Here is an 18214-nt window from a genome sequence, read left to right on the forward strand (position 1 = left end):
CATTAATACTATAGAGCAGGATATTATACGGTAGCGCAGCGATAATTTCACTTCTACAATGCCATTATCGTTATTATTTCTATACTTAGGTTAACTCTCTTGCTTAGGGGTATAGCAATGAAACATATCGCAATTGTTGTTCCTGAATTTCCTATCGCCGCTGAAACATTTGTTGTAACGGAAATACGTGCATTAGCAAAGGCGGGGCATCAAGTCACCGTATTTTGCTTTATCAAACGTGAGTCTGCAGTGACATTGCCCAGTAATGTCGCCGTGATTGATGTCAACACGGCATCAAATAAACAGGTATCGGCATTTGTTGCAAAGCACCCGTTCGAGATGACAAAGGCGTTTAATTGTGCCAAGCATCAACATGCTCTGACAACATGCGCCTTACTTATTTATGGTACTAAATTAGCTTATCTTGCCGATAAATATCATTGCGAGCACTTCCACTGCCATTTTATGCATTGCAGTCTAGCGTATACACTCGTTGCCGCTAGTTGGCTTAAGATCACCACATCGAGCGTGGAGCATGGACGTGATATTTATGAAAATAATGATGATATCCAGTTTAAATTAACGGCGTGTAGTTTCAATATCGCCGAGTGCCAAGATGTGCTGGATAAATATCAGCAACTTGGTGCCACACATTTACATTTATTGCACAGTGGTGTCGATATATCAGGCTTTCTTGCGCATCCTGCACCGCCACATAAGCAGCTTGAATTGTTATTTTTTGGTCATTTAGTTGAGAAAAAAGGCATCGACTATGCGTTAGAAGCGTTGGCGTTGATTGCTGAAAACCAACGTCCGCACCTTGATATTGTTGGCCAAGGCCCTGCACAAAAAAAACTCTACGACTTAATCAAAAAACTTAACTTGAAAACATTTGTGCGCTTATTAGGTTACCGTTCTCCGCACTGGATCGCACAGGAAGGTGCTAATTATGATGGGTTTGTTGCGCCATTTTGCATCTCTGAAGATGGTGACCGTGATAGCGGACCTGTGGTATTAAAAGAAGCAATGGCGATGGGATTACCGGTTATTACCAGTGATGTGATGGGGTGCAGCGAAATTGTGACTGAAGATACTGGATACATAGTGGCCTCTAAAGATGTGCTGGCATTAAAGCTGGCGATTGAAGCGCTTATACAATGCCAGAATAACGTGCGTGAACAAATGCGGATCCTTGCTCGCCAGCGAGTAGAGCAATACTTTAATGCCCAAGTGCAAGCGCATCGACTATCTCATTTAATTGAAGGAGCCTGTATTAGATGAATAGTTTGAGGGAGATGTTTATATATGGAATTGGTATTTTTGTATTAAAAGGCTTGGGCTTTATCATGATGCCCATCGTGACTCGTATGTTGACGCAAGTTGACTATGGAGAGCTTAATTTTTTAGTCAGTATTGCTTCAATGGTGAGTTTATTTCTGACGTTAGGTTTAGGGGATATCTTATTTCGTTTTGCCAGTGGTCAGGTTAAAGCAGATAACGAAGCGGTGATGCGTCAATGCTTTCGACTGTCATTATTGTGCGCAGCGACATTTTTATGTCTGGCATTACCACTAAGTGGATTAATCATGAGTTGGTTACCGGTTAGTTTAGGGCTGTTAGATCTGCAACTATTACTGATTAGTTTATCGCTGTCGTCGTTACTCACCGTTCCTTATTGTTATTTTAGAATGACCCACCGCGCTGTGCCTTTTATGGTCTTTTCTATTGCCCAAGGCGGGCTGCAAACGCTGCTTTCGATTGGTTTACTGCTATCTGGTTATGGCGTTACAGGTATGATGCTATCGAGTGCTATTAGTAGTTCTGCAGTCGCAATTGCGGTGTTAATTTATTTTCGTTCACATCTACAAGGTACGCGCGCTCAGTTTTCATTGGCGCATTATCGTTATATCGCCTTTATTGTTTGTTCCGGTATCTTTGTCTACTGTCTTAATGGTGCCGAGAATTGGCTGGTGGTTATTCATTTAGGCAAACAACAATTAGCGATATTTTTTGCTGCGGGGCAATTTGCTTTAATGATCTCGGTGGCCTTCGAACCATTTCGGATGTGGTGGTATGCAAGGCGTTTTCAGGTACATGAAACAGCTCCTGAACAAGGTGCTAAATATGCTGTGCTCGGTGTGCAAATCGGTATGCTATTGGCTGGTAGTATGCTGTTTTTTGCCCCTATTTTGATGGTTATTATGCTGCCTGAAAGTTACCGTGACAGCATCAGTTTAATTCCTTGGATGTGCCTGATTATGGCGTTACGTTTTCACTCTGAGTTATTGAATATAGGTTGTTTTTTGAAACAAAGTGCGAGATGGGCATCGATCATTGATGGCGTTTGTGCGGTGCATTTAGTGGCTGTTGGTTATTGGGCAATTGGTGAATATGGCCTGACTGGTTTATTGGTCACCATGGTGTTAACGGTATTGATACGAGGAATACTCTTCTATGTGATGAGTCAGCGCTTGGTTTATTTACCATATTGTAAATCATATTTACTGACATCATGGGGGATTTTTATGCTCTTATTAACCGTGAATATAACCAAGATCAGTGGTTATCGAGTCATTGAATTTATTCTGCTGGTGATAAATACCTTGTTATTACTCTATTTTTATCGAGATTTGTGGCGCGGTTTACAGTTTTCAGCATGGCGCAGATACATTTCCCACTAATATTTTATTCATCACTAAAGTTAAAGGATTAAAGATAAAATATGCTCGATAGCGGTGACAAGGAATAATTATATGGAGTTTACTGCATTATTAGTCGAAGACAGCGCGTCGATTGGCGCTATTTATAGTGCTTATTTACGCAATGAAGGTGCAACTGTTACCTATGTTCAGTCTGGTCGAGATGCATTAGCTGAGCTTACGCGTTGGCAGCCTGATTTACTTATTTTAGATATCCAGTTACCTGATATGTCTGGGATGGATATTTTAATGACAGTACAGCAACGTCATCCCGACATTAGTATCATCATGATCACCGCACATGCCTCCATTGACCTTGCTGTCGATGCGATGCGTGCAGGGGCATTTGATTTTTTAGTCAAACCTTTCGATGCCAAACGCCTATCTATTACCTTGCGTAACGCACTTAAACAAAGACAATTGCTCAATTTAGTCGCTAATTATGAAAGTAGCTTACCTAAACATAATTACCAGGGTTTTATTGGTGAGTCGCTAGCTATGCAAGCTGTGTATAAGACTATTGATTGTGTTGCCAGTAGTAAAGCTTCGGTGTTCATTGTCGGAGAAAGTGGTACCGGTAAAGAAGTATGCGCCCAAGCAGTGCATGATTGTGGGGTACGTAAAAGCAAACCGTTTGTCGCGCTTAACTGCGCCGCAATCCCCAAAGAGTTAATTGAAAGTGAGATATTTGGCCATGTAAAAGGCGCATTTACGGGGGCTACATCCAACCGCGATGGTGCGGCAACACGGGCGCATGGCGGTACATTATTTCTGGATGAAATATGCGAAATGGACTTAGATTTACAGAGTAAGTTATTACGCTTTATTCAAACCGGTGTATTTCAGCGTGTCGGTGGTTCACAAGAAGAGTGTGTCGATGTGCGGTTTATTAGCGCGACTAATCGTCACCCTTGGAATGAAGTGAGTGCAGGGCGATTCCGCGAAGATCTTTTTTATCGCTTGCACGTGATCCCGATTGAACTGCCGCCTTTGCGTATGCGTAATAATGATTGTTTATTGATTGCCAAACAGTTACTCATTGATTACGGCATGGAAGAGGGGAAAGCATTCACTGGGTTTGATCAGCGCGCTATTGAGATAATTACACATTATTCTTGGCCTGGTAACGTACGTATGTTGCAAAATGTGATCCGTCAAATTGTGGTATTAAACACGGGTGAATTGGTAACGAGTAATATGCTGCCTATCGAGATCAAGCAAATGAGTCTTTCTGATGAAAAAAAAATCAACCCGTCTCTATTAACGTTCGATGATTATACTAATACACATAATACGTACGAAGCTTTACCTACGTTATCACCAAGTCTGACTGATAATAACCTGCCGGGAAAAGCGATGCTCGTTAACAGTGTTGATGACGATATTATGCCTTTGTGGAAAAGTGAAAAGAGTATTATTGAAAACGCAATCGCCCATTGTCACGGCAATATCCCCAAGGCTGCTGCACGGCTTGATATTAGTGCATCGACTATCTATCGTAAACGCCAGATCTGGGCGCAAGCTTCAGGCAGTAACGTAAATTGATTCGAGTTTAAATTGTATTGTTATGTCGATTTACCTTTACACGATAATGATTATCAAATATAAATGAGAATCATTATTATTAAGGGTGTGGTTATGAAAACTTGGAAAGTGCTGATGGCGGATGGTCATCGTTGTTTTAATGATAAATCATGGCAAGATGCAGAGCTGTATTATCAACATGCCGTTGAGCAGATACAGCAACAATGGAAAGACAAGCCTGAGGACAAAACTTTATTGATGGCTTGGATATCTGTTCAGCATAACTTAGCCGCGCTTTATGAAGCACAAGACCAGCCTTATACTGCGCTACGCTATTTAACGCTACCTCACCAATGGATGATGTCATTATTGGGCGGTAAGTATGTATCTGACACCTTGAAAGCATTAGCAACCCAAGCGATAAAAGTCACTTTAATGCCACTATTAAATTTTAGTCGTCGCCATCCTATCTGTGAATCTTGTTTTGATGCTTTGCAAATATCCCCCGAGTGGCTTGCTGAGCCTAATGTTACTGTTCATTAATAGGACGTGGTTATGCAATTGATATCAGCTATTAAAACAGTATTCTTAGTATTTATATTCTCTTTGACTCATCCCTATAACTTGGCTTACGCGGAGCAAGTTAGCGCAGTGTCTCTACCTTCTTTAGCCAAATTACTGTGGGTTTTACCGGTTATTCTAGCTGTAGTTTACGTCGTTATTTGTATTCGACGTGTCTATAGAGTGAAGTAATCTCAGATGACTAACAGAGCAGGCGTACGATGTTGTTCATTAGGCGTTTAGGTGTGAGATTTGAGCGTTAAGAAAGAGGTTACTGGTGAAGCTGTACTTATCTGATCTGCTCGATAGACAGACCAGATAAGCACTTGGCTTAGCCTATAAAGCTGATATAACCTTGTAGGATAATTAAATTCACAATATCAATGAAGAATGCGCCAACAATAGGCACAACCATAAATGCTTGCGGTGAAGGGCCATAACGCGATACGAGCGAGCCCATGTTCATTACCGCTGTTGGTGTCGCACCAAGACCAAAACCACAGTGACCGCCGGCAATAATCGCAGCATCGTAGTTTGAACCCATTAGTTTAAATGTCACAAAATATGAGAATAGCGCTAATACCACAGCTTGCACCGATAAAATCACCAATAGCGGTAAAGCTAAATCAAAAATATTCCATAATTTTAGATTCATTAATGCCATGGCTAAGAATAAAGATAAAGCTACAGTACCTAGAATATCAACCGCTTCAGTATTCACTTTATAACTTTTGGTTACTTCCGTTGTATTGGTAAAGATCACACCTAAAAATAGCGCGTATACAAAGTCAGGAATGCGTAACCAAGTGATGTTGAGCAGCGAAACAGCTTGTTCGACATAACCAGCACCTACCACGCAGGTGAGCAAAATGAACAGTGTTTCAATGATACTTTTACCTGTGATGCGGTCTTCTTCTAATTCATTGTAAGTGACTAGCTCAGGAAATTGTTCATGATGGTTGGTACCAATACCATAGTCGGACTCTAAGTTGTTTTTAGCAATCAGACGTTGGGCAACTGGACCACCGATAATACCACCAATAACTAAGCCAAAAGTGGCCGCTGCCATTGCTAATTCAAGGGTGTTTATCCCGTACAGGTCATAAAATGTTTGCGACCAAGCTGCACCAGTACCGTGACCACCAGATAAGGTGATTGAGCCTGCAATTAAGCCGTAGATAGGCTCTAGCCCAAGCATAGTGGCTAAGCTAACTCCAATACCGTTTTGAATAATAATGTAAAGCGAGGCAACCGCTAAGAAAAGGAAAACCTTTGAGCCGCCTTTTAATAGTTGAGTGTAACTGGCTGCCAGGCCTACGGTACTAAAGAACATAAGCATTAATGTGCTTTGTAGGGGCAGAGAAAATTCTAGTGTGATATTTTGAAAGTGTAAAATGGTGATGATAATTGCGACGATTAACCCACCAACTATCGGTTCTGGGATATTAAATCGTTGCAGTAGCGATATTTTTTTATTAAAGACATGCCCTAAAAACAGCACTAAAAAAGCGATCAAAAAAGATTCTAGTTCACCAATTGAATAAATAGTATTCATATTACCTCTTGGTCTTTATACAGTCTTACATAACACGCTCAATCTAAAGCGGATCTGAATGAACAGATAATAAAGCTGATGGTGTGATTAAAATTAAACTTAAAAATTGACAGACTGTTGCTGCAGAATGAATGGATCCTGGCAGATAGAAGTGCACAGCATCATTATTGATGGCTGGGTCTTCCATACTGGTTTTTAAGCTTTCTTAAATTGCGTTAAGCGCGGAGCTTAAGTATGTAGACAAACGTTACTTCTATTCATTGTAAGGTTTGTAGTTTGGCTATCTGTGATTGATAGGTTAAATAAAAACAGTGGTAGAATATATCATGCTTTGTTGTTTTATCATTACCCTCAGCTGGAGTTGAGCGTTTTATCAGCATTTTGGTCGATTTTAAATAAATTGCAGTGCACATTTAGTACGAAACATCGTTTTTAAACAATTTTTACAGTTCATCAATTTTATGTGTTTGTTTGTAAATACCAATCGATAGCGAGCGATTAGGGGGCTTAACTTTGGGTTTAGTCTTGGGTAGATTGACCCGCATCAATAAGGTAGTATCTTATCGATAACAGTGTACTCTAAGTGGATATTTAGAGTTTAAATTAACCATGAATGGAATCAATTTTGCGACGATTAAATTACAAAATATTGGGTTTATTACCGCTACTTTTTGGCGTGAGCGCTCAAGTACAGGCTGCCACGGAAAGCGAGTGTATTGACAAGCAAGTCGCAGCCAGCCCAGCAGAAATGACATTAGGTGAAATAAGAGGGATATGTGCAGCACAAAGCAGCCTTGATGAAGATGGCACTGTCATCATCCGCGGTAAAAAAGTAAAAGCAGGGGTATTAACAAGACGTATTGTTGAGGAACGCCAGAATGATTCGTCGGAATTTGTGCTTACTCCTCATCGAATGAATTACATTCTACCTGTTTACAGTACGAATGAAGTTAATCCCGAAGCTTATAAAGACGCAGAAGCCTTGGACGATGGTTACAAGACGGTCGAATCCAAATTTCAATTAAGTCTTAAGTTACCGTTAAGTTACAGCTCTTTGCTTGTTGACGGCGATCGTATCTATGCAGCATTCACTATCGAAGCTTGGTGGCAAGTTTATGCTAAGGATATATCGAGTCCCTTCCGAGAAACAAATTACCGTCCTGAGGTGTTCTATGTAGCACCACTTGATTGGCACCCTAATGATGCTAATACCGGAGTAATGGTTGGTTTTGAGCATCAATCAAATGGACGTTCTGGTAGCCTTTCTCGCTCATGGAATCGAGTTTACGCTGAGTTTATCTATGAACAAGGCAATTTAGTTTGGAGTGTGAGACCTTGGTATCGTCTAGCTGAAGATGAGAAAGTTGGTACCAGTCCAAAAGGGGACGATAACCCTGATATTGCAGATTATATGGGTAATGTCGAATATGGTATCGGTTACGCATTTGGTAAATATGAACTGAGCGCGGAGATGCGCCAAAACTTTTCTACTAATAATGGCTCGGTGCAGATAAACCTAACAACACCTTTATATGGCAAGTTGAAAGGTTATATCACTGTGTTTAATGGCTATGGCGAAAGCCTAATTGATTACAATCACAGTCAGACGCGCTTTGGTATTGGTATAGCGCTGAATAATATGTTTTAAGCGTATTAGCCAAACTTGTGCTCATGGGCTTGCAGTGTTCTTTCTACTTTTTTTAACGCTAATGCTATTTTAGCGGCGATAGCTGGTGACGCATGTTTATCACCTAAAAAAGTAGCCGAATGCGCAGCGCATAGGTTTTCAGCATCTTGCCATTGTGTCATTAATTGTGTTGTCCAATCCCGGAACTCAGCTGCTGCACCAGCTCTTTTTGCGAGAGTCTGTGGCAATGTCATGTGAAATGCGACTTCTGGCTTTTTCAGCACGCCAATGATACTCGGAAACTTCAAGTACATTAAAGTATCATCGACGTGGATCGTTTTAGACGCTTTGTGGTAGGCAAGTACCGATGAAAAGTGTAGGTTTTCGTTGCTGGAAATGAAATCAACCCCCGCCGGTACTGAGAATTCAAAATCGTCAGCAAATAACGCGGCAAACTCACTTGTTTCAGTGCGCTGTGATTGCCAAGGCAAGTTGGGGAATTTATCAAGGTGACGCTGAGTCCCATAGAGTTTAGCATTAGGGTATAACGCATGTACTTTTTGCACATGGACGGTATGGAAAGGGTGTAAATTAATGATGGCTTCCAGATCCGCACCTTTGTTTGTTAATGCATCGACTTGGTTTTTTAGTTTGCCTGTTAATGTGTAAGCATCAAGCAGGACAAATTTACCATTCTCGCAGCGTACAATTGATGCATGAGTGCCTATATTTAAGATCCCGCCAATCTTAAAATCGCCGCGTATGTTCCAAAAGTTATCCGCAATATTTAGTATTTGTTCACTCATGTTCTTTATTACCTCAATACCAGCTTCGTTTTTACTATAAGGTCGCTATTTATGATGACCACTGTGATAGTAGCAATAGCACAAGAAATTAGGTGTATATATCTAATTCCTCGTATTGATATTAATGACTCTTATCGCGTTACTTTAACTGTGTTGTTTAAATTTAAAACGAAGGGTGTGTAAAGTGTTCATGTGGCATAAGCTGACTTGCATGTGCTCACTAACTGCTGCATAATCTCTCCGTCGAAACAATAGACTGTCTGGCTAACAATGTTTAGCGGGATAAGTCGAAAAGTTAATGGCGGTTGTAGCTCAGTTGGTAGAGCCCCGGATTGTGATTCCGGTTGTCGAGGGTTCAATCCCCTTCAGTCGCCCCATATTAAAAAGCACCGAACATATAAATGTTCGGTGCTTTTTTGGTTTTACAATAATAAAAGTTAAGCCACTTCTTTAATCCAGTATCACTTCTTCATTAATCTTGAAATAGAGCTGCAACACGTCCCGTCTCTAAATCATCATTGTTCGACATTATCGTCCGAAAACCCCTTTGCAATTTTTAATCTAGATGCCAAATCGCGGCTATTTTATACTTGCTCGCCTTAAATGTAACTCATTGGTTAACAAGGGGGAAGCGGTTGGTGCATTCATTGTTATCAACTTGATCGGTATTTTTTCTTAGTGATTCCCTCACATTATATAATATTAATTATGGTCCGTCTGCAATATAATAATCCGCAAAATAGCGTCGAGCTATTACATATATTTGGCTTAATCAGTGTTTGGGTAGGAAAATATAGCGAACTTGTGTTTATTTATGAGATCTTCGCCTCTTACTGGTTACTCCTTAAGTGTTAATATCTCGTCATATTTACCTTTCTTTACTTATCGATAATAAAAGAGATTAGTTATGTGGAATCGACTGAATAAATCTATGATGTGTTGCCAAATGTTATTTGGCTTATCTTTCTATGGTGTAATGATTATTTTAACCCGCTTCTTTTTAGAAGATTTAGGGTATAGCGAAGCTGATACCATGATGGTAGTAGGTGCGTTTTCTTCTATTGGCCCGTTGTTTGCAATTGCGGGTGGTTTCATTGCAGATAAGTTCTTAGGTGCCTATCGCTCTTTAACGATTGCTTACCTTGGTTTTGCTATTGGTTATACCTTACTCGTTTTAGGGGCATCGTCAGGCAACGTACCGCTGAGCTTAGCGGGTATTGCGCTGGCAAGTTATGCGCGTGGTCTTATGTCGCCGTCATACCCTAGTCTATACAAACGTACCTTTGCCAGTCAGGAAGATTTTGAAAATGGTTACCCTGTTAACTATTCGGTCAATAATATCGGTGCATTTTTAGGCCAGTACTTGTTCCCAATGTTGGTACTTATCGTTGGTTTTAATGGTAGCTTCATGTTGTCAGCTGCGATGGCTTTCATTGCTTTCGTTATTCTCGTGGTATCACGTAAACCTTTATTAGTTGTGGGTGCTGAGATAGATCAAGCGTCGGTTAGTACTAAAAACTGGATTGCATTTACAGTGCTATCGTTAGGTATGATAGGTTTAGTATTTTTCATGTTCTCAAACATGGATATCGGTCAGAATATCGTTTATGCAATTGGTGCTGCAGCGATCCTTTACTTCATCTCATTGATGGTTAAATCGGAACGTGCGGATGCATTAAAGATGGGTACTATCCTTATCATGACGGTATTAACTACAGCTTTCTTCGTGTACTACGGTCAAATGATGACATCAATGACCATGGTAACAATCAATACCATGCGTGGTGATCTATTTGGTTTCATTCCAATTGCACCTGAAGCGGCAATGGCGATGAACCCTCTTTGGTGTATCGTTGGTGGTCCAGTGATCGCCTATGTGTTCTCAGCACTTGAGAAACGTAACATTAACTTCACCACAGCAACCAAAGTCGGTTTCTCATTCATTCTAACGGCGATTGCATTTGGTATCTTAACAATGGCTGTATTGAACGTTGGTGAAGACGTTATTATCCGCCCTGAAGTATTCTTAGCTATTCACTTCTTCCAAGCATTTGCTGAAGTAATTGTTGGTAGTATGGTGGTAGCATTTATCTTGTCTGTTGCACCTAAGCACATTGAAAACTTCTCGGTAAGTCTATTTTCAGTTGCTATTGCCATGAGTGGTATCGTTGGTGCGGTATTCTCAACATCAATTGCATTAGAGAAAGGCCAAAAAATTACTCAAGAAATTGTGCAAACAGTTTACGGTGACTACTTTAGCCTATTAACAGGTTTGGCTGTAGTCATGGTTATTGTGGCATTCATGGCTTCATTCGTTATTCGTAAGATGCTTGAGAAGAGTAAAGAAGCTGAAGGCATGACTCCAGCTGAAGCGTAATCACGCATGGTTTGAAATAATACGCTAGGGCTATGACCACGATATAAATTATTGACCTAGAATAGAAGGCTCCTAAATTCATATTAGGAGCCTTCTTTTTTTTTATCCCTATGTTCCCTATGTTCCCTCTGATAATATCAACGCCAACATCTATCTCGTTTAATCAAATACTGTTATGTCATTAATCTAACCAGTACTTTCTTCAATTGGAATTGCCAATATCATCGTCGTAAAGGCTTCGTTAATAGGACTATTGTGTATCGTCAATTTACGATTGATGGAGATGGAGATGGAGATGGAGATGGAGATGGAGATGGAGGAAAGGTTATTTCCATGATACAAAAAAGCACTGAACGCATTCACGCTCAGTGCTTTTTTATTACCATCATTTACTTACATATAAACAATGAAGCTTATTTGCTTAACCTTTATAAATCTTCGGGTTAAATGCATCACGTAACCAGTCACCAAGCAAGTTGATTACGAGTACTAGTGTTACTAGCAATACACCCGGGAAGGCTGTGATCCACCAAGCACCAGAGAAGATGTATTTAAAGCCAGTACTGATTAACGCACCCAATGAAGGTTGGTCAACCGGTAAGCCTAAGCCTAGGAATGACAGCGCTGCTTCAGACATAATAGCATTGGCTATCTGTACTGTTGAAATCACTAGGATAGGGGACAGACAGTTTGGCAGTATGTGTCTAAACATAATGCGCATCGACTTTAAGCCCATCACTTGTGCTGCTTCAACGTATTCTTTTTGCTTTTCAGCCAATACCGACGCACGAATAGTACGTGCATACTGTGGCCATTCTGCCACACCGATGATCACCACTAGCATGATGACGGCATATTGACTAAAGAACTCACTACCGAAACTGGCTTTAAAGATAGCTGAGACAATAATCGCTACCATCATCGTCGAGAACGATAGCTGAACGTCAGCAAAGCGCATCAAGAAGCTATCAATACGACCACCGAAGTAACCTGCTGATAGACCAATCACGATACCTAAGATTAATTGCACACCAACGGCTAAGAAACCGATAGTCAGTGATAAACGTGAACCATAAAGCATGGTTGATAAAATATCACGGCCTTGATCATCAGTACCTAATAGGAAACGTTCGTCACCGTCTTCTAACCAAGAAGGCGGTAACTCAGAATCCATGATATCAATACTGGTAATATCATACGGGTCTGTAGGTGCAATTAATGGTGCTGCGAATGCGCCAATCAAGAATGTTAAAAAGATCGCAAAGCTGAACATTGCTACCTTATCTCTTAAAAAATAATAGATAAGGTCTGAGTTTTTAAAGCGTTCCCAACGAGTCGGGACATGAGAAGATGTTACTGTATTCATACTCATTATCCTTTACCGGTAATGTTTACTGTTGGGTTAACGAACCCGTATAACAGATCTACAATGGTATTTGTTACTACAAAGATTAAACCTACAAAGATCACATACGCCGTAATTAAGGGTGTATCAACACGGTTAATCGCTTCTAAGAATAAGAAACCTGTTCCTGGCCACTGGAATACTGTCTCGGTCAAAATTGTATAAGCAATCATAGTACCGATCTGTACACCACCAACGGTGATCACAGGTAACATGGTATTTTTAAGGGCGTGTACGTAGTAAATCTTGTTTAATGATAAACCTTTGGCTTTGGCAAATTTGACGTATTCAGAACTTAACGCTTCGAGCATTTCAGAGCGAACCAAGCGGATGAAGAGCGGCAACATGATAGAGGCCAGTGAGATGCTTGGTAAAATTAAGTGTAAGAAACCATCCATAGTGAGGAAACCTGTTTCCCAACCCATGACATTAACGGTTTCACCACGTCCATAGGACGGTAGCCAATTAAGCTCGATAGAAAAGATGTACATCAGCATGATTGCAGTTAAGAATACCGGTACAGAAATACCAATACTACTTACTGCCATGATTAATTTTGTGATGGCACTTTTGGGATGAATTGCGGAGTAGACACCTAAAGGGATCGACACGAATACAATAATGACCGCGGCGCCGAACACGAGTTCTAGCGTTGCTTGAAGCTTATCAAAAATAACTTCTGCAGCAGGTCTTTTAAAGAAATACGAGGTACCTAAATCACCTTGTAATGCATTAACAAGAAAACGGCTATATTTAGTCATGTACGGATCGTTTAGACCTAGTTCATCACGCAGTGCTTGTCGTTCGTCTTCTGATACAGATTGACCAACTAATTCACGTAATGGATCGCCTAGATTATCTTGAATGGAAAATGCTACCAAACTGATCACGAACATTACTACCAAGGCCTGAAATAGGCGTTTGATCAGAAATGTGAACATTCCTTGTCTCCCAAAGTATTATTAAATTTATAACTTTTATAGCTATATTTTGTAAAAATAATCGGTGTTTTTATCGTTATGACTTGATAAAAACACCGCATAGTCAGGTATTAAATACCCATAAGCCGATACTGAATAACAACTTATTAATCGTAATTATTACTTAACTACTAAGTCACCGAAGTACGGGAAGTTTAGTGCGTTTACAATCGGATCAATTTGTAGATTCGATTTTGCGCCCCAAGCTAGATCTTGCCAATGTAGTGGCACGAAAGCAGCTTCGTCGTACAAGATATTTTCAACACGTTGTAGCATAACGCCACGTTTAGCTGTGTCTGTTTCAGCATTTGCGCTGTTTACTAACTTATCAACTTCAGCATTTGAATATTGGCCACAGTTGTAAGCACCACGACCAGTTTCTGCATCTTTAGTCATAGTTAAGAATTCAGAGAAGTTAGCTGAATCTTCAGTATCTGAATGCCAACCAATCATCATCATGTCTGCAGAACAAAGATCAAACTCAGGCCAGTATTGTGCTTTTGGCATTGTTTTAAGGTCAACTTTAATGCCAATTTTAGATAGCATTGAAGCAGTCGCTTGGGCGATTTTTGCATCGTTAACATAACGGTTGTTTGGTGCCATCATTGAAAGTTTGAAGCCTTTTTCATAACCAGCATCTTTCATCAATTGTTTTGCTTTTTTCAAGTCATAACGTGGCACTAGGTCAGCGTCATAGCCTGAGTAACCAGCAGGACCTTGTTGGCCAGCTGTTGTACCGAAGCCTTTCATGATCTTCTTAACAATTGCTTCGTTATTGATAGCATGTACGATAGCTTGACGTACGCGCACATCTTTAAGTGCAGGATTACTGCCTTGGTTCATTTGGAACGAGATGATACGGGTACCAGATACAGTTACTAGATCAATATTATTCGCGCTTTTAACACGTTTTTGATCGTTTGGTGCAACAGGGTGGATCATATCTACGTCACCAGAAAGAAGTGCAGCAACACGTGTCGCATCTTCTTTAATTGGCACAAGTGTTAGCTTGTCAACGTTACCTGGTGATTTCTTGTCCCAGTAATCGTTGAAACGTTCGAATACAACTTTGACACCTTGCTCACGAGAAGTAACAGTGAACGGACCAGTACCTGAAACGTGTGTTGAAGCGTAAGAGCTACCGTGTTTAACGATTTCAGACTTATCTTTACCGTCAGTTTTACCAGTGTAGAACTTCTTATCCATTGGGAAGATATAAGTCGCGGTTTGTAGCACTAGTGGGTACGGTTCTGAAGATATGATCTCTACAGTGTAGTCATCAACCTTGGTCATTTTTTCGTATGGAGAGAAAACGTTTTTGAAATCAACTGATGATTGTAGACGGTTGAATGTCCAAACAACATCATCAGCTGTTAGTTGGTTACCTGAGTGGAATTTTACGCCTTTACGTAGGTGAAAGCGGAAAGTTGTGTCATTCACACGTTCCCATTTTTCAGCAATACGGCCTTCAAAATCAAAATCTTTGGTAAAACGAACTAGAGGATCAAACAACATGTGCGACATCTGTAGTGTACCACCAGATAGTTGCTCATGTGGGTCAAGCGATACTGGATCTGCATCATAAGCAACAGTGATATCTGCTGCAGCAGCGCTAAAGCTTAGGCCTGCGGCCATTAGGGCAATGGCTAGTTTGGTCTTTAAGGTTTTCATTTGCATAACTCCTTCATGCTGGGATGTGACTCCCGTATATGTTGTGTTTATTTTTGTTATTATTTAACTGTTGTTTTTTCAGATGACTAATATTAACTAGCTAGCTAATTTGTCTCGTAGACCTTTAAATTCAGGCATTAACGAAACAAGATGCTTGCTATATTCATGTTGTGGATTAGTAAACAATACTTCAGTCGGTGCCACTTCAAGTAGTTTACCTTTTTGCATTACGCCCACACGATCACTTATTTGACGAATAACCGGTAAATCATGACTGATGAATAACATGGTTAGATTTAGCTCGTCTTGTAAATCTTTAAGCAAATTTAGGATCTGTGCCTGTACCGATACATCAAGTGCTGATGTTGGTTCATCACAAATCAATAAACGTGGACGCGTTGCGAGTGCACGGGCAATCGAAATACGTTGACGTTGACCGCCTGAGAATTCATGTGGATATTTAACCCCAGCCATTCGACCCAGTCCTACGTGATCAAGGAGGTCATGAACAATTTGGCGAATTTCAGTTTCAGACGAGGCCAGTTTATGGAAACGAATGGGTTCTGAAATGATGTCATAAACTTTCATTCTTGGGTTCATCGATGTGTATGGGTTTTGGAATACCATTTGCATCTGACGACGAATTGGGCGACGCTCTTTTTCAGATTTCAATGCAGTTAAATCAATACCTTCAAAGGTGATTTTACCTTCGTTTGGTGCATACAGACCGGCGATAATACGAGCGATTGTTGATTTACCTGAACCTGATTCACCTACTAGACCGAAGGTTTCACCTTCATTGATCTCGAAGCTTACTTTGTTTGATGCTTGTACGTATTCACGATTCTTTTCAAAGAATGAATCTTTAGTCACAAAGCGCAGACTTACATCGTCAACACTCAGTAGTGGACCTGTGTATTCACGTTGATCTTCGCTCTGACCTAACCAGTGGTTTTTAATATCGATTTGCTTCATTTCTACCGCTTCTTCGATGTAGCTAACTAGCGGGAAACGATCTAGTTTGACATCTGAACGTGGTACGGCAGAAATAAGACTGCGTGTATAGTCATGCTCTGGGTCGCTAAGCACTTGCTTAGTTGGGCCAAATTCAACAAGGTCACCACGGTACATCACGGCAATTTTATCGGTAACGTTGGATACGACGCCCATATCATGAGTAACGAGCATACAGCCGACGTTTTTCTTGATACACAGTTCGCGGATTAGCGTTAGAATTTGATCTTGAATTGATACGTCAAGTGCAGTGGTTGGTTCATCTGCAATGATTAAATCAGGTTCACAAGACAGGGCAATAGCGATAACCACACGCTGTCTCATACCACCAGAAAATTGGTGAGGATATTGTTTAATACGTAATTTAGGTTCTGGGATACCCACTTGTTCCATCAAGCTAAGTGAACGGCTAACCGCTTCTGCTTTGCTTACGTTTAAATTAGCAAGGATGGTTTCCGTCATTTGCTGTTCGATAGTGAACAGTGGGTTTAGCGATGTCATTGGATCTTGGAAGATAAAGCCGATTTTAGAGCCACGAACTGAACGCATTTCTTGCGGTGTTAATCCTGATATTTTTTTACCTTCGAGGAATACTTCACCGCTTGCGATCACACCCGGTGGGCTTAATAGATCAATAATGGCATTACCCACAGTTGATTTACCTGCACCAGATTCGCCGACCACACCAACTATTTCACCGCGTTCGATAGAAAAAGACAATGATTTCACTGCTGCGTGAACACCATGTCGAGATGGATATTCGATGCGAAGATTTTTTACTTCTAATAAAGACATTACCAGACCCTTATAACTCGATGATTCTACATCCAGTCTGAAAAATTGATTCCATTCATTACCAGCAGAAAATGTCACTGATATGTTACGTGAGTATTAATCTGACAAATAAACTGCAATAAAGCAACATAAAAGGTATAAAAATCTAGATTCAGCAAGTTTATTGCACTAAAACGCAGGTTATCTACAGTTTATTTAGATTTATCAAAAATACTTAAGTGGGTAATTATAGATTATTTACGTAAAATTAACCAATAAGTAATATGTGAACTATTTTGTAACATCCTTGCTTAACGCTTGGTAAATCCAGTTAATGACCGGTCCACTGGCTTGATCTCGACGTTTAACAAGACCCATTTCAATCAGCAATGGGTCGGTAATGTGTTTGGTCGAAAGTTCTGTTAGAGCATCTTTATACCAATGCATGCTAGCGACATGCGCTGGTACTAATGCCCAGCCGAGGCCACGGATAACCAGTTCGGTGATGTAATAATAACTGTCAATGTGCCAATGATTAGGTGAGGTTGCTTTTGCCTGTGTTATGCCCATGCGATCGCGAATAACGAGTTGCCTAAATTGATTTAATTGTTCTATTTTTGGGGTGGGGATGTGGGCAAGTGGATGCTGGGGGGCAACGATTAAAGTCTGGGTGAATTTATCGATAGAAAAAAATTCTAACGACTCTAATAATGTTTGTAAGTGGAATAAAATACCTAGGTCGGCTTTTTTTTCATCAACCCATTTGGCAATATCGGCTTGAGAACCTGTGATTATGTTGATCTTAAGTAATGGAAATTGCTTAGCTATGTCTTCAAATAAGTTCTGAAAAGCCATTATTGGTGAGGCTTCATCCATCGCTATTGTTAAAGATATTTCTTCACCGCCAGATACGGTTAACGCACGAGATTGCAAGCGTTGGCATTGCAGTAAAACCGCTTCGGCTTCGGCATACATATCTTCACCTGCGAGGGTCAGTACCGGTAATCGTGCGCTGCGATCAAACAAGATGATATCAAGATCGGCCTCTAAATTGGCGATGGCGGTGCTGACACGTGATTGAGCCTTGCCTAAATGCCGGGCTGCAGCAGAGAAGGAACCGAGTTTTACAGCGGTGACAAATGCTTCTAATTGATCGACAGTCCAATTCACTTTATTTCTCGCTTTATCTAAGTGCGGTCAGATAAGTTATAAAACGCATCT

General features: G+C 40.5%; 15 protein-coding genes and 1 tRNA gene. 9 read left to right on the top strand and 7 right to left on the bottom strand.

Features of this window, described 5'->3' with window-relative positions:
* The first annotated feature begins 117 nt into the window (after positions 1-117).
* From CXF93_RS05245 to CXF93_RS05265, 5 genes are all read left to right on the top strand, one after another.
* Positions 118-1281, top strand: a complete 1164-nt coding sequence (locus tag CXF93_RS05245) for a glycosyltransferase (RefSeq protein ID WP_101061369.1) — start codon at positions 118-120, stop codon at positions 1279-1281.
* Complete coding sequence (locus CXF93_RS05250) at positions 1278-2681, top strand: lipopolysaccharide biosynthesis protein (protein WP_101061370.1); 1404 nt, start codon at positions 1278-1280, stop codon at positions 2679-2681. Before CXF93_RS05245 ends, CXF93_RS05250 begins: the two co-directional genes overlap by 4 nt.
* 72 nt (positions 2682-2753) lie before the next feature.
* Entirely contained in the window at positions 2754-4244 is a 1491-nt protein-coding gene (locus CXF93_RS05255; RefSeq protein ID WP_101061371.1) for a sigma-54 dependent transcriptional regulator, read from the top strand.
* Positions 4245-4337: 93 nt separating this feature from the next.
* Entirely contained in the window at positions 4338-4766 is a 429-nt protein-coding gene (locus CXF93_RS05260) for a hypothetical protein (protein ID WP_101061372.1), read from the top strand.
* Between the two features lie 12 nt (positions 4767-4778).
* Positions 4779-4976 carry a hypothetical protein gene (locus CXF93_RS05265; protein WP_101061373.1) on the top strand — a complete coding sequence of 66 codons (198 nt, stop codon included), beginning with the start codon at positions 4779-4781 and terminating at the stop codon, positions 4974-4976.
* A gap of 139 nt (positions 4977-5115) precedes the next feature.
* Here the strand turns inward: CXF93_RS05265 and gltS are convergent, their stop codons facing one another.
* Positions 5116-6339, bottom strand: a complete 1224-nt coding sequence (gene gltS, locus CXF93_RS05270; protein WP_101061374.1) for a sodium/glutamate symporter — start codon at positions 6337-6339, stop codon at positions 5116-5118.
* A gap of 613 nt (positions 6340-6952) precedes the next feature.
* On the opposite strand from gltS, the gene CXF93_RS05275 reads away from it, so the two are divergent.
* A complete protein-coding gene (locus CXF93_RS05275) occupies positions 6953-7987 on the top strand; it encodes a phospholipase A (protein WP_101061375.1) in 1035 nt (344 codons plus the stop codon).
* A 5-nt stretch (positions 7988-7992) separates the two neighbouring features.
* On the opposite strand, the gene CXF93_RS05280 is transcribed toward CXF93_RS05275, so the two are convergent.
* A complete protein-coding gene (locus tag CXF93_RS05280) occupies positions 7993-8772 on the bottom strand; it encodes a hypothetical protein (RefSeq protein WP_101061376.1) in 780 nt (259 codons plus the stop codon).
* Between the two features lie 301 nt (positions 8773-9073).
* Here CXF93_RS05280 and CXF93_RS05285 point away from each other — a divergent pair.
* The 3 genes from CXF93_RS05285 (at position 9074) to CXF93_RS05295 (ending at position 11596) form a co-directional block, all read left to right on the top strand.
* Positions 9074-9149 (top strand) — tRNA-His (locus tag CXF93_RS05285).
* A 530-nt stretch (positions 9150-9679) separates the two neighbouring features.
* Positions 9680-11149 carry a peptide MFS transporter gene (locus CXF93_RS05290; RefSeq protein WP_101061377.1) on the top strand — a complete coding sequence of 490 codons (1470 nt, stop codon included), beginning with the start codon at positions 9680-9682 and terminating at the stop codon, positions 11147-11149.
* 255 nt (positions 11150-11404) lie between these two features.
* Positions 11405-11596 (top strand): hypothetical protein, encoded by a 192-nt coding sequence (locus tag CXF93_RS05295; protein ID WP_101061378.1) that lies wholly within the window; start codon positions 11405-11407, stop codon positions 11594-11596.
* On the opposite strand, the gene CXF93_RS05300 is transcribed toward CXF93_RS05295, so the two are convergent.
* The 5 genes from CXF93_RS05300 to CXF93_RS05320 form a co-directional block, all read right to left on the bottom strand.
* Complete coding sequence (locus CXF93_RS05300; protein ID WP_101061379.1) at positions 11571-12515, bottom strand: ABC transporter permease; 945 nt, start codon at positions 12513-12515, stop codon at positions 11571-11573. The genes CXF93_RS05295 and CXF93_RS05300 overlap by 26 nt on opposite strands.
* 5 nt (positions 12516-12520) lie before the next feature.
* Entirely contained in the window at positions 12521-13495 is a 975-nt protein-coding gene (locus CXF93_RS05305; protein ID WP_017220500.1) for an ABC transporter permease, read from the bottom strand.
* Positions 13496-13654: 159 nt separating this feature from the next.
* The gene (locus CXF93_RS05310) at positions 13655-15205 is read right to left on the bottom strand and encodes an ABC transporter substrate-binding protein (protein WP_101061380.1); all 1551 of its coding nucleotides are present in this window, start codon (positions 15203-15205) and stop codon (positions 13655-13657) included.
* 96 nt (positions 15206-15301) lie between these two features.
* Positions 15302-17014 (bottom strand): ABC transporter ATP-binding protein, encoded by a 1713-nt coding sequence (locus CXF93_RS05315; protein ID WP_101061381.1) that lies wholly within the window; start codon positions 17012-17014, stop codon positions 15302-15304.
* Positions 17015-17284: 270 nt separating this feature from the next.
* Complete coding sequence (locus CXF93_RS05320; RefSeq protein WP_101061382.1) at positions 17285-18163, bottom strand: LysR family transcriptional regulator; 879 nt, start codon at positions 18161-18163, stop codon at positions 17285-17287.
* Positions 18164-18214: the final 51 nt, after the last annotated feature.

The organism is Moritella sp. Urea-trap-13, assembly GCF_002836355.1.
Classification (GTDB): Bacteria; Pseudomonadota; Gammaproteobacteria; order Enterobacterales; family Moritellaceae; genus Moritella.

What these genes read in the sequence shown, in the direction of transcription:
- CXF93_RS05255 (WP_101061371.1), top strand. Translation starts at nt 2,754, where the DNA reads ATGGAGTTTACTGCATTATTAGTCGAAGACAGCGCGTCGATTGGCGCT.
- gltS (WP_101061374.1), bottom strand. Translation starts at nt 6,339, where the DNA reads ATGAATACTATTTATTCAATTGGTGAACTAGAATCTTTTTTGATCGCT.
- CXF93_RS05305 (WP_017220500.1), bottom strand. Translation starts at nt 13,495, where the DNA reads ATGTTCACATTTCTGATCAAACGCCTATTTCAGGCCTTGGTAGTAATG.
- CXF93_RS05265 (WP_101061373.1), top strand. Translation starts at nt 4,779, where the DNA reads ATGCAATTGATATCAGCTATTAAAACAGTATTCTTAGTATTTATATTC.
- CXF93_RS05310 (WP_101061380.1), bottom strand. Translation starts at nt 15,205, where the DNA reads ATGAAAACCTTAAAGACCAAACTAGCCATTGCCCTAATGGCCGCAGGC.
- CXF93_RS05315 (WP_101061381.1), bottom strand. Translation starts at nt 17,014, where the DNA reads ATGTCTTTATTAGAAGTAAAAAATCTTCGCATCGAATATCCATCTCGA.
- CXF93_RS05280 (WP_101061376.1), bottom strand. Translation starts at nt 8,772, where the DNA reads ATGAGTGAACAAATACTAAATATTGCGGATAACTTTTGGAACATACGC.
- CXF93_RS05300 (WP_101061379.1), bottom strand. Translation starts at nt 12,515, where the DNA reads ATGAATACAGTAACATCTTCTCATGTCCCGACTCGTTGGGAACGCTTT.
- CXF93_RS05275 (WP_101061375.1), top strand. Translation starts at nt 6,953, where the DNA reads ATGGAATCAATTTTGCGACGATTAAATTACAAAATATTGGGTTTATTA.
- CXF93_RS05290 (WP_101061377.1), top strand. Translation starts at nt 9,680, where the DNA reads ATGTGGAATCGACTGAATAAATCTATGATGTGTTGCCAAATGTTATTT.
- CXF93_RS05245 (WP_101061369.1), top strand. Translation starts at nt 118, where the DNA reads ATGAAACATATCGCAATTGTTGTTCCTGAATTTCCTATCGCCGCTGAA.
- CXF93_RS05250 (WP_101061370.1), top strand. Translation starts at nt 1,278, where the DNA reads ATGAATAGTTTGAGGGAGATGTTTATATATGGAATTGGTATTTTTGTA.
- CXF93_RS05260 (WP_101061372.1), top strand. Translation starts at nt 4,338, where the DNA reads ATGAAAACTTGGAAAGTGCTGATGGCGGATGGTCATCGTTGTTTTAAT.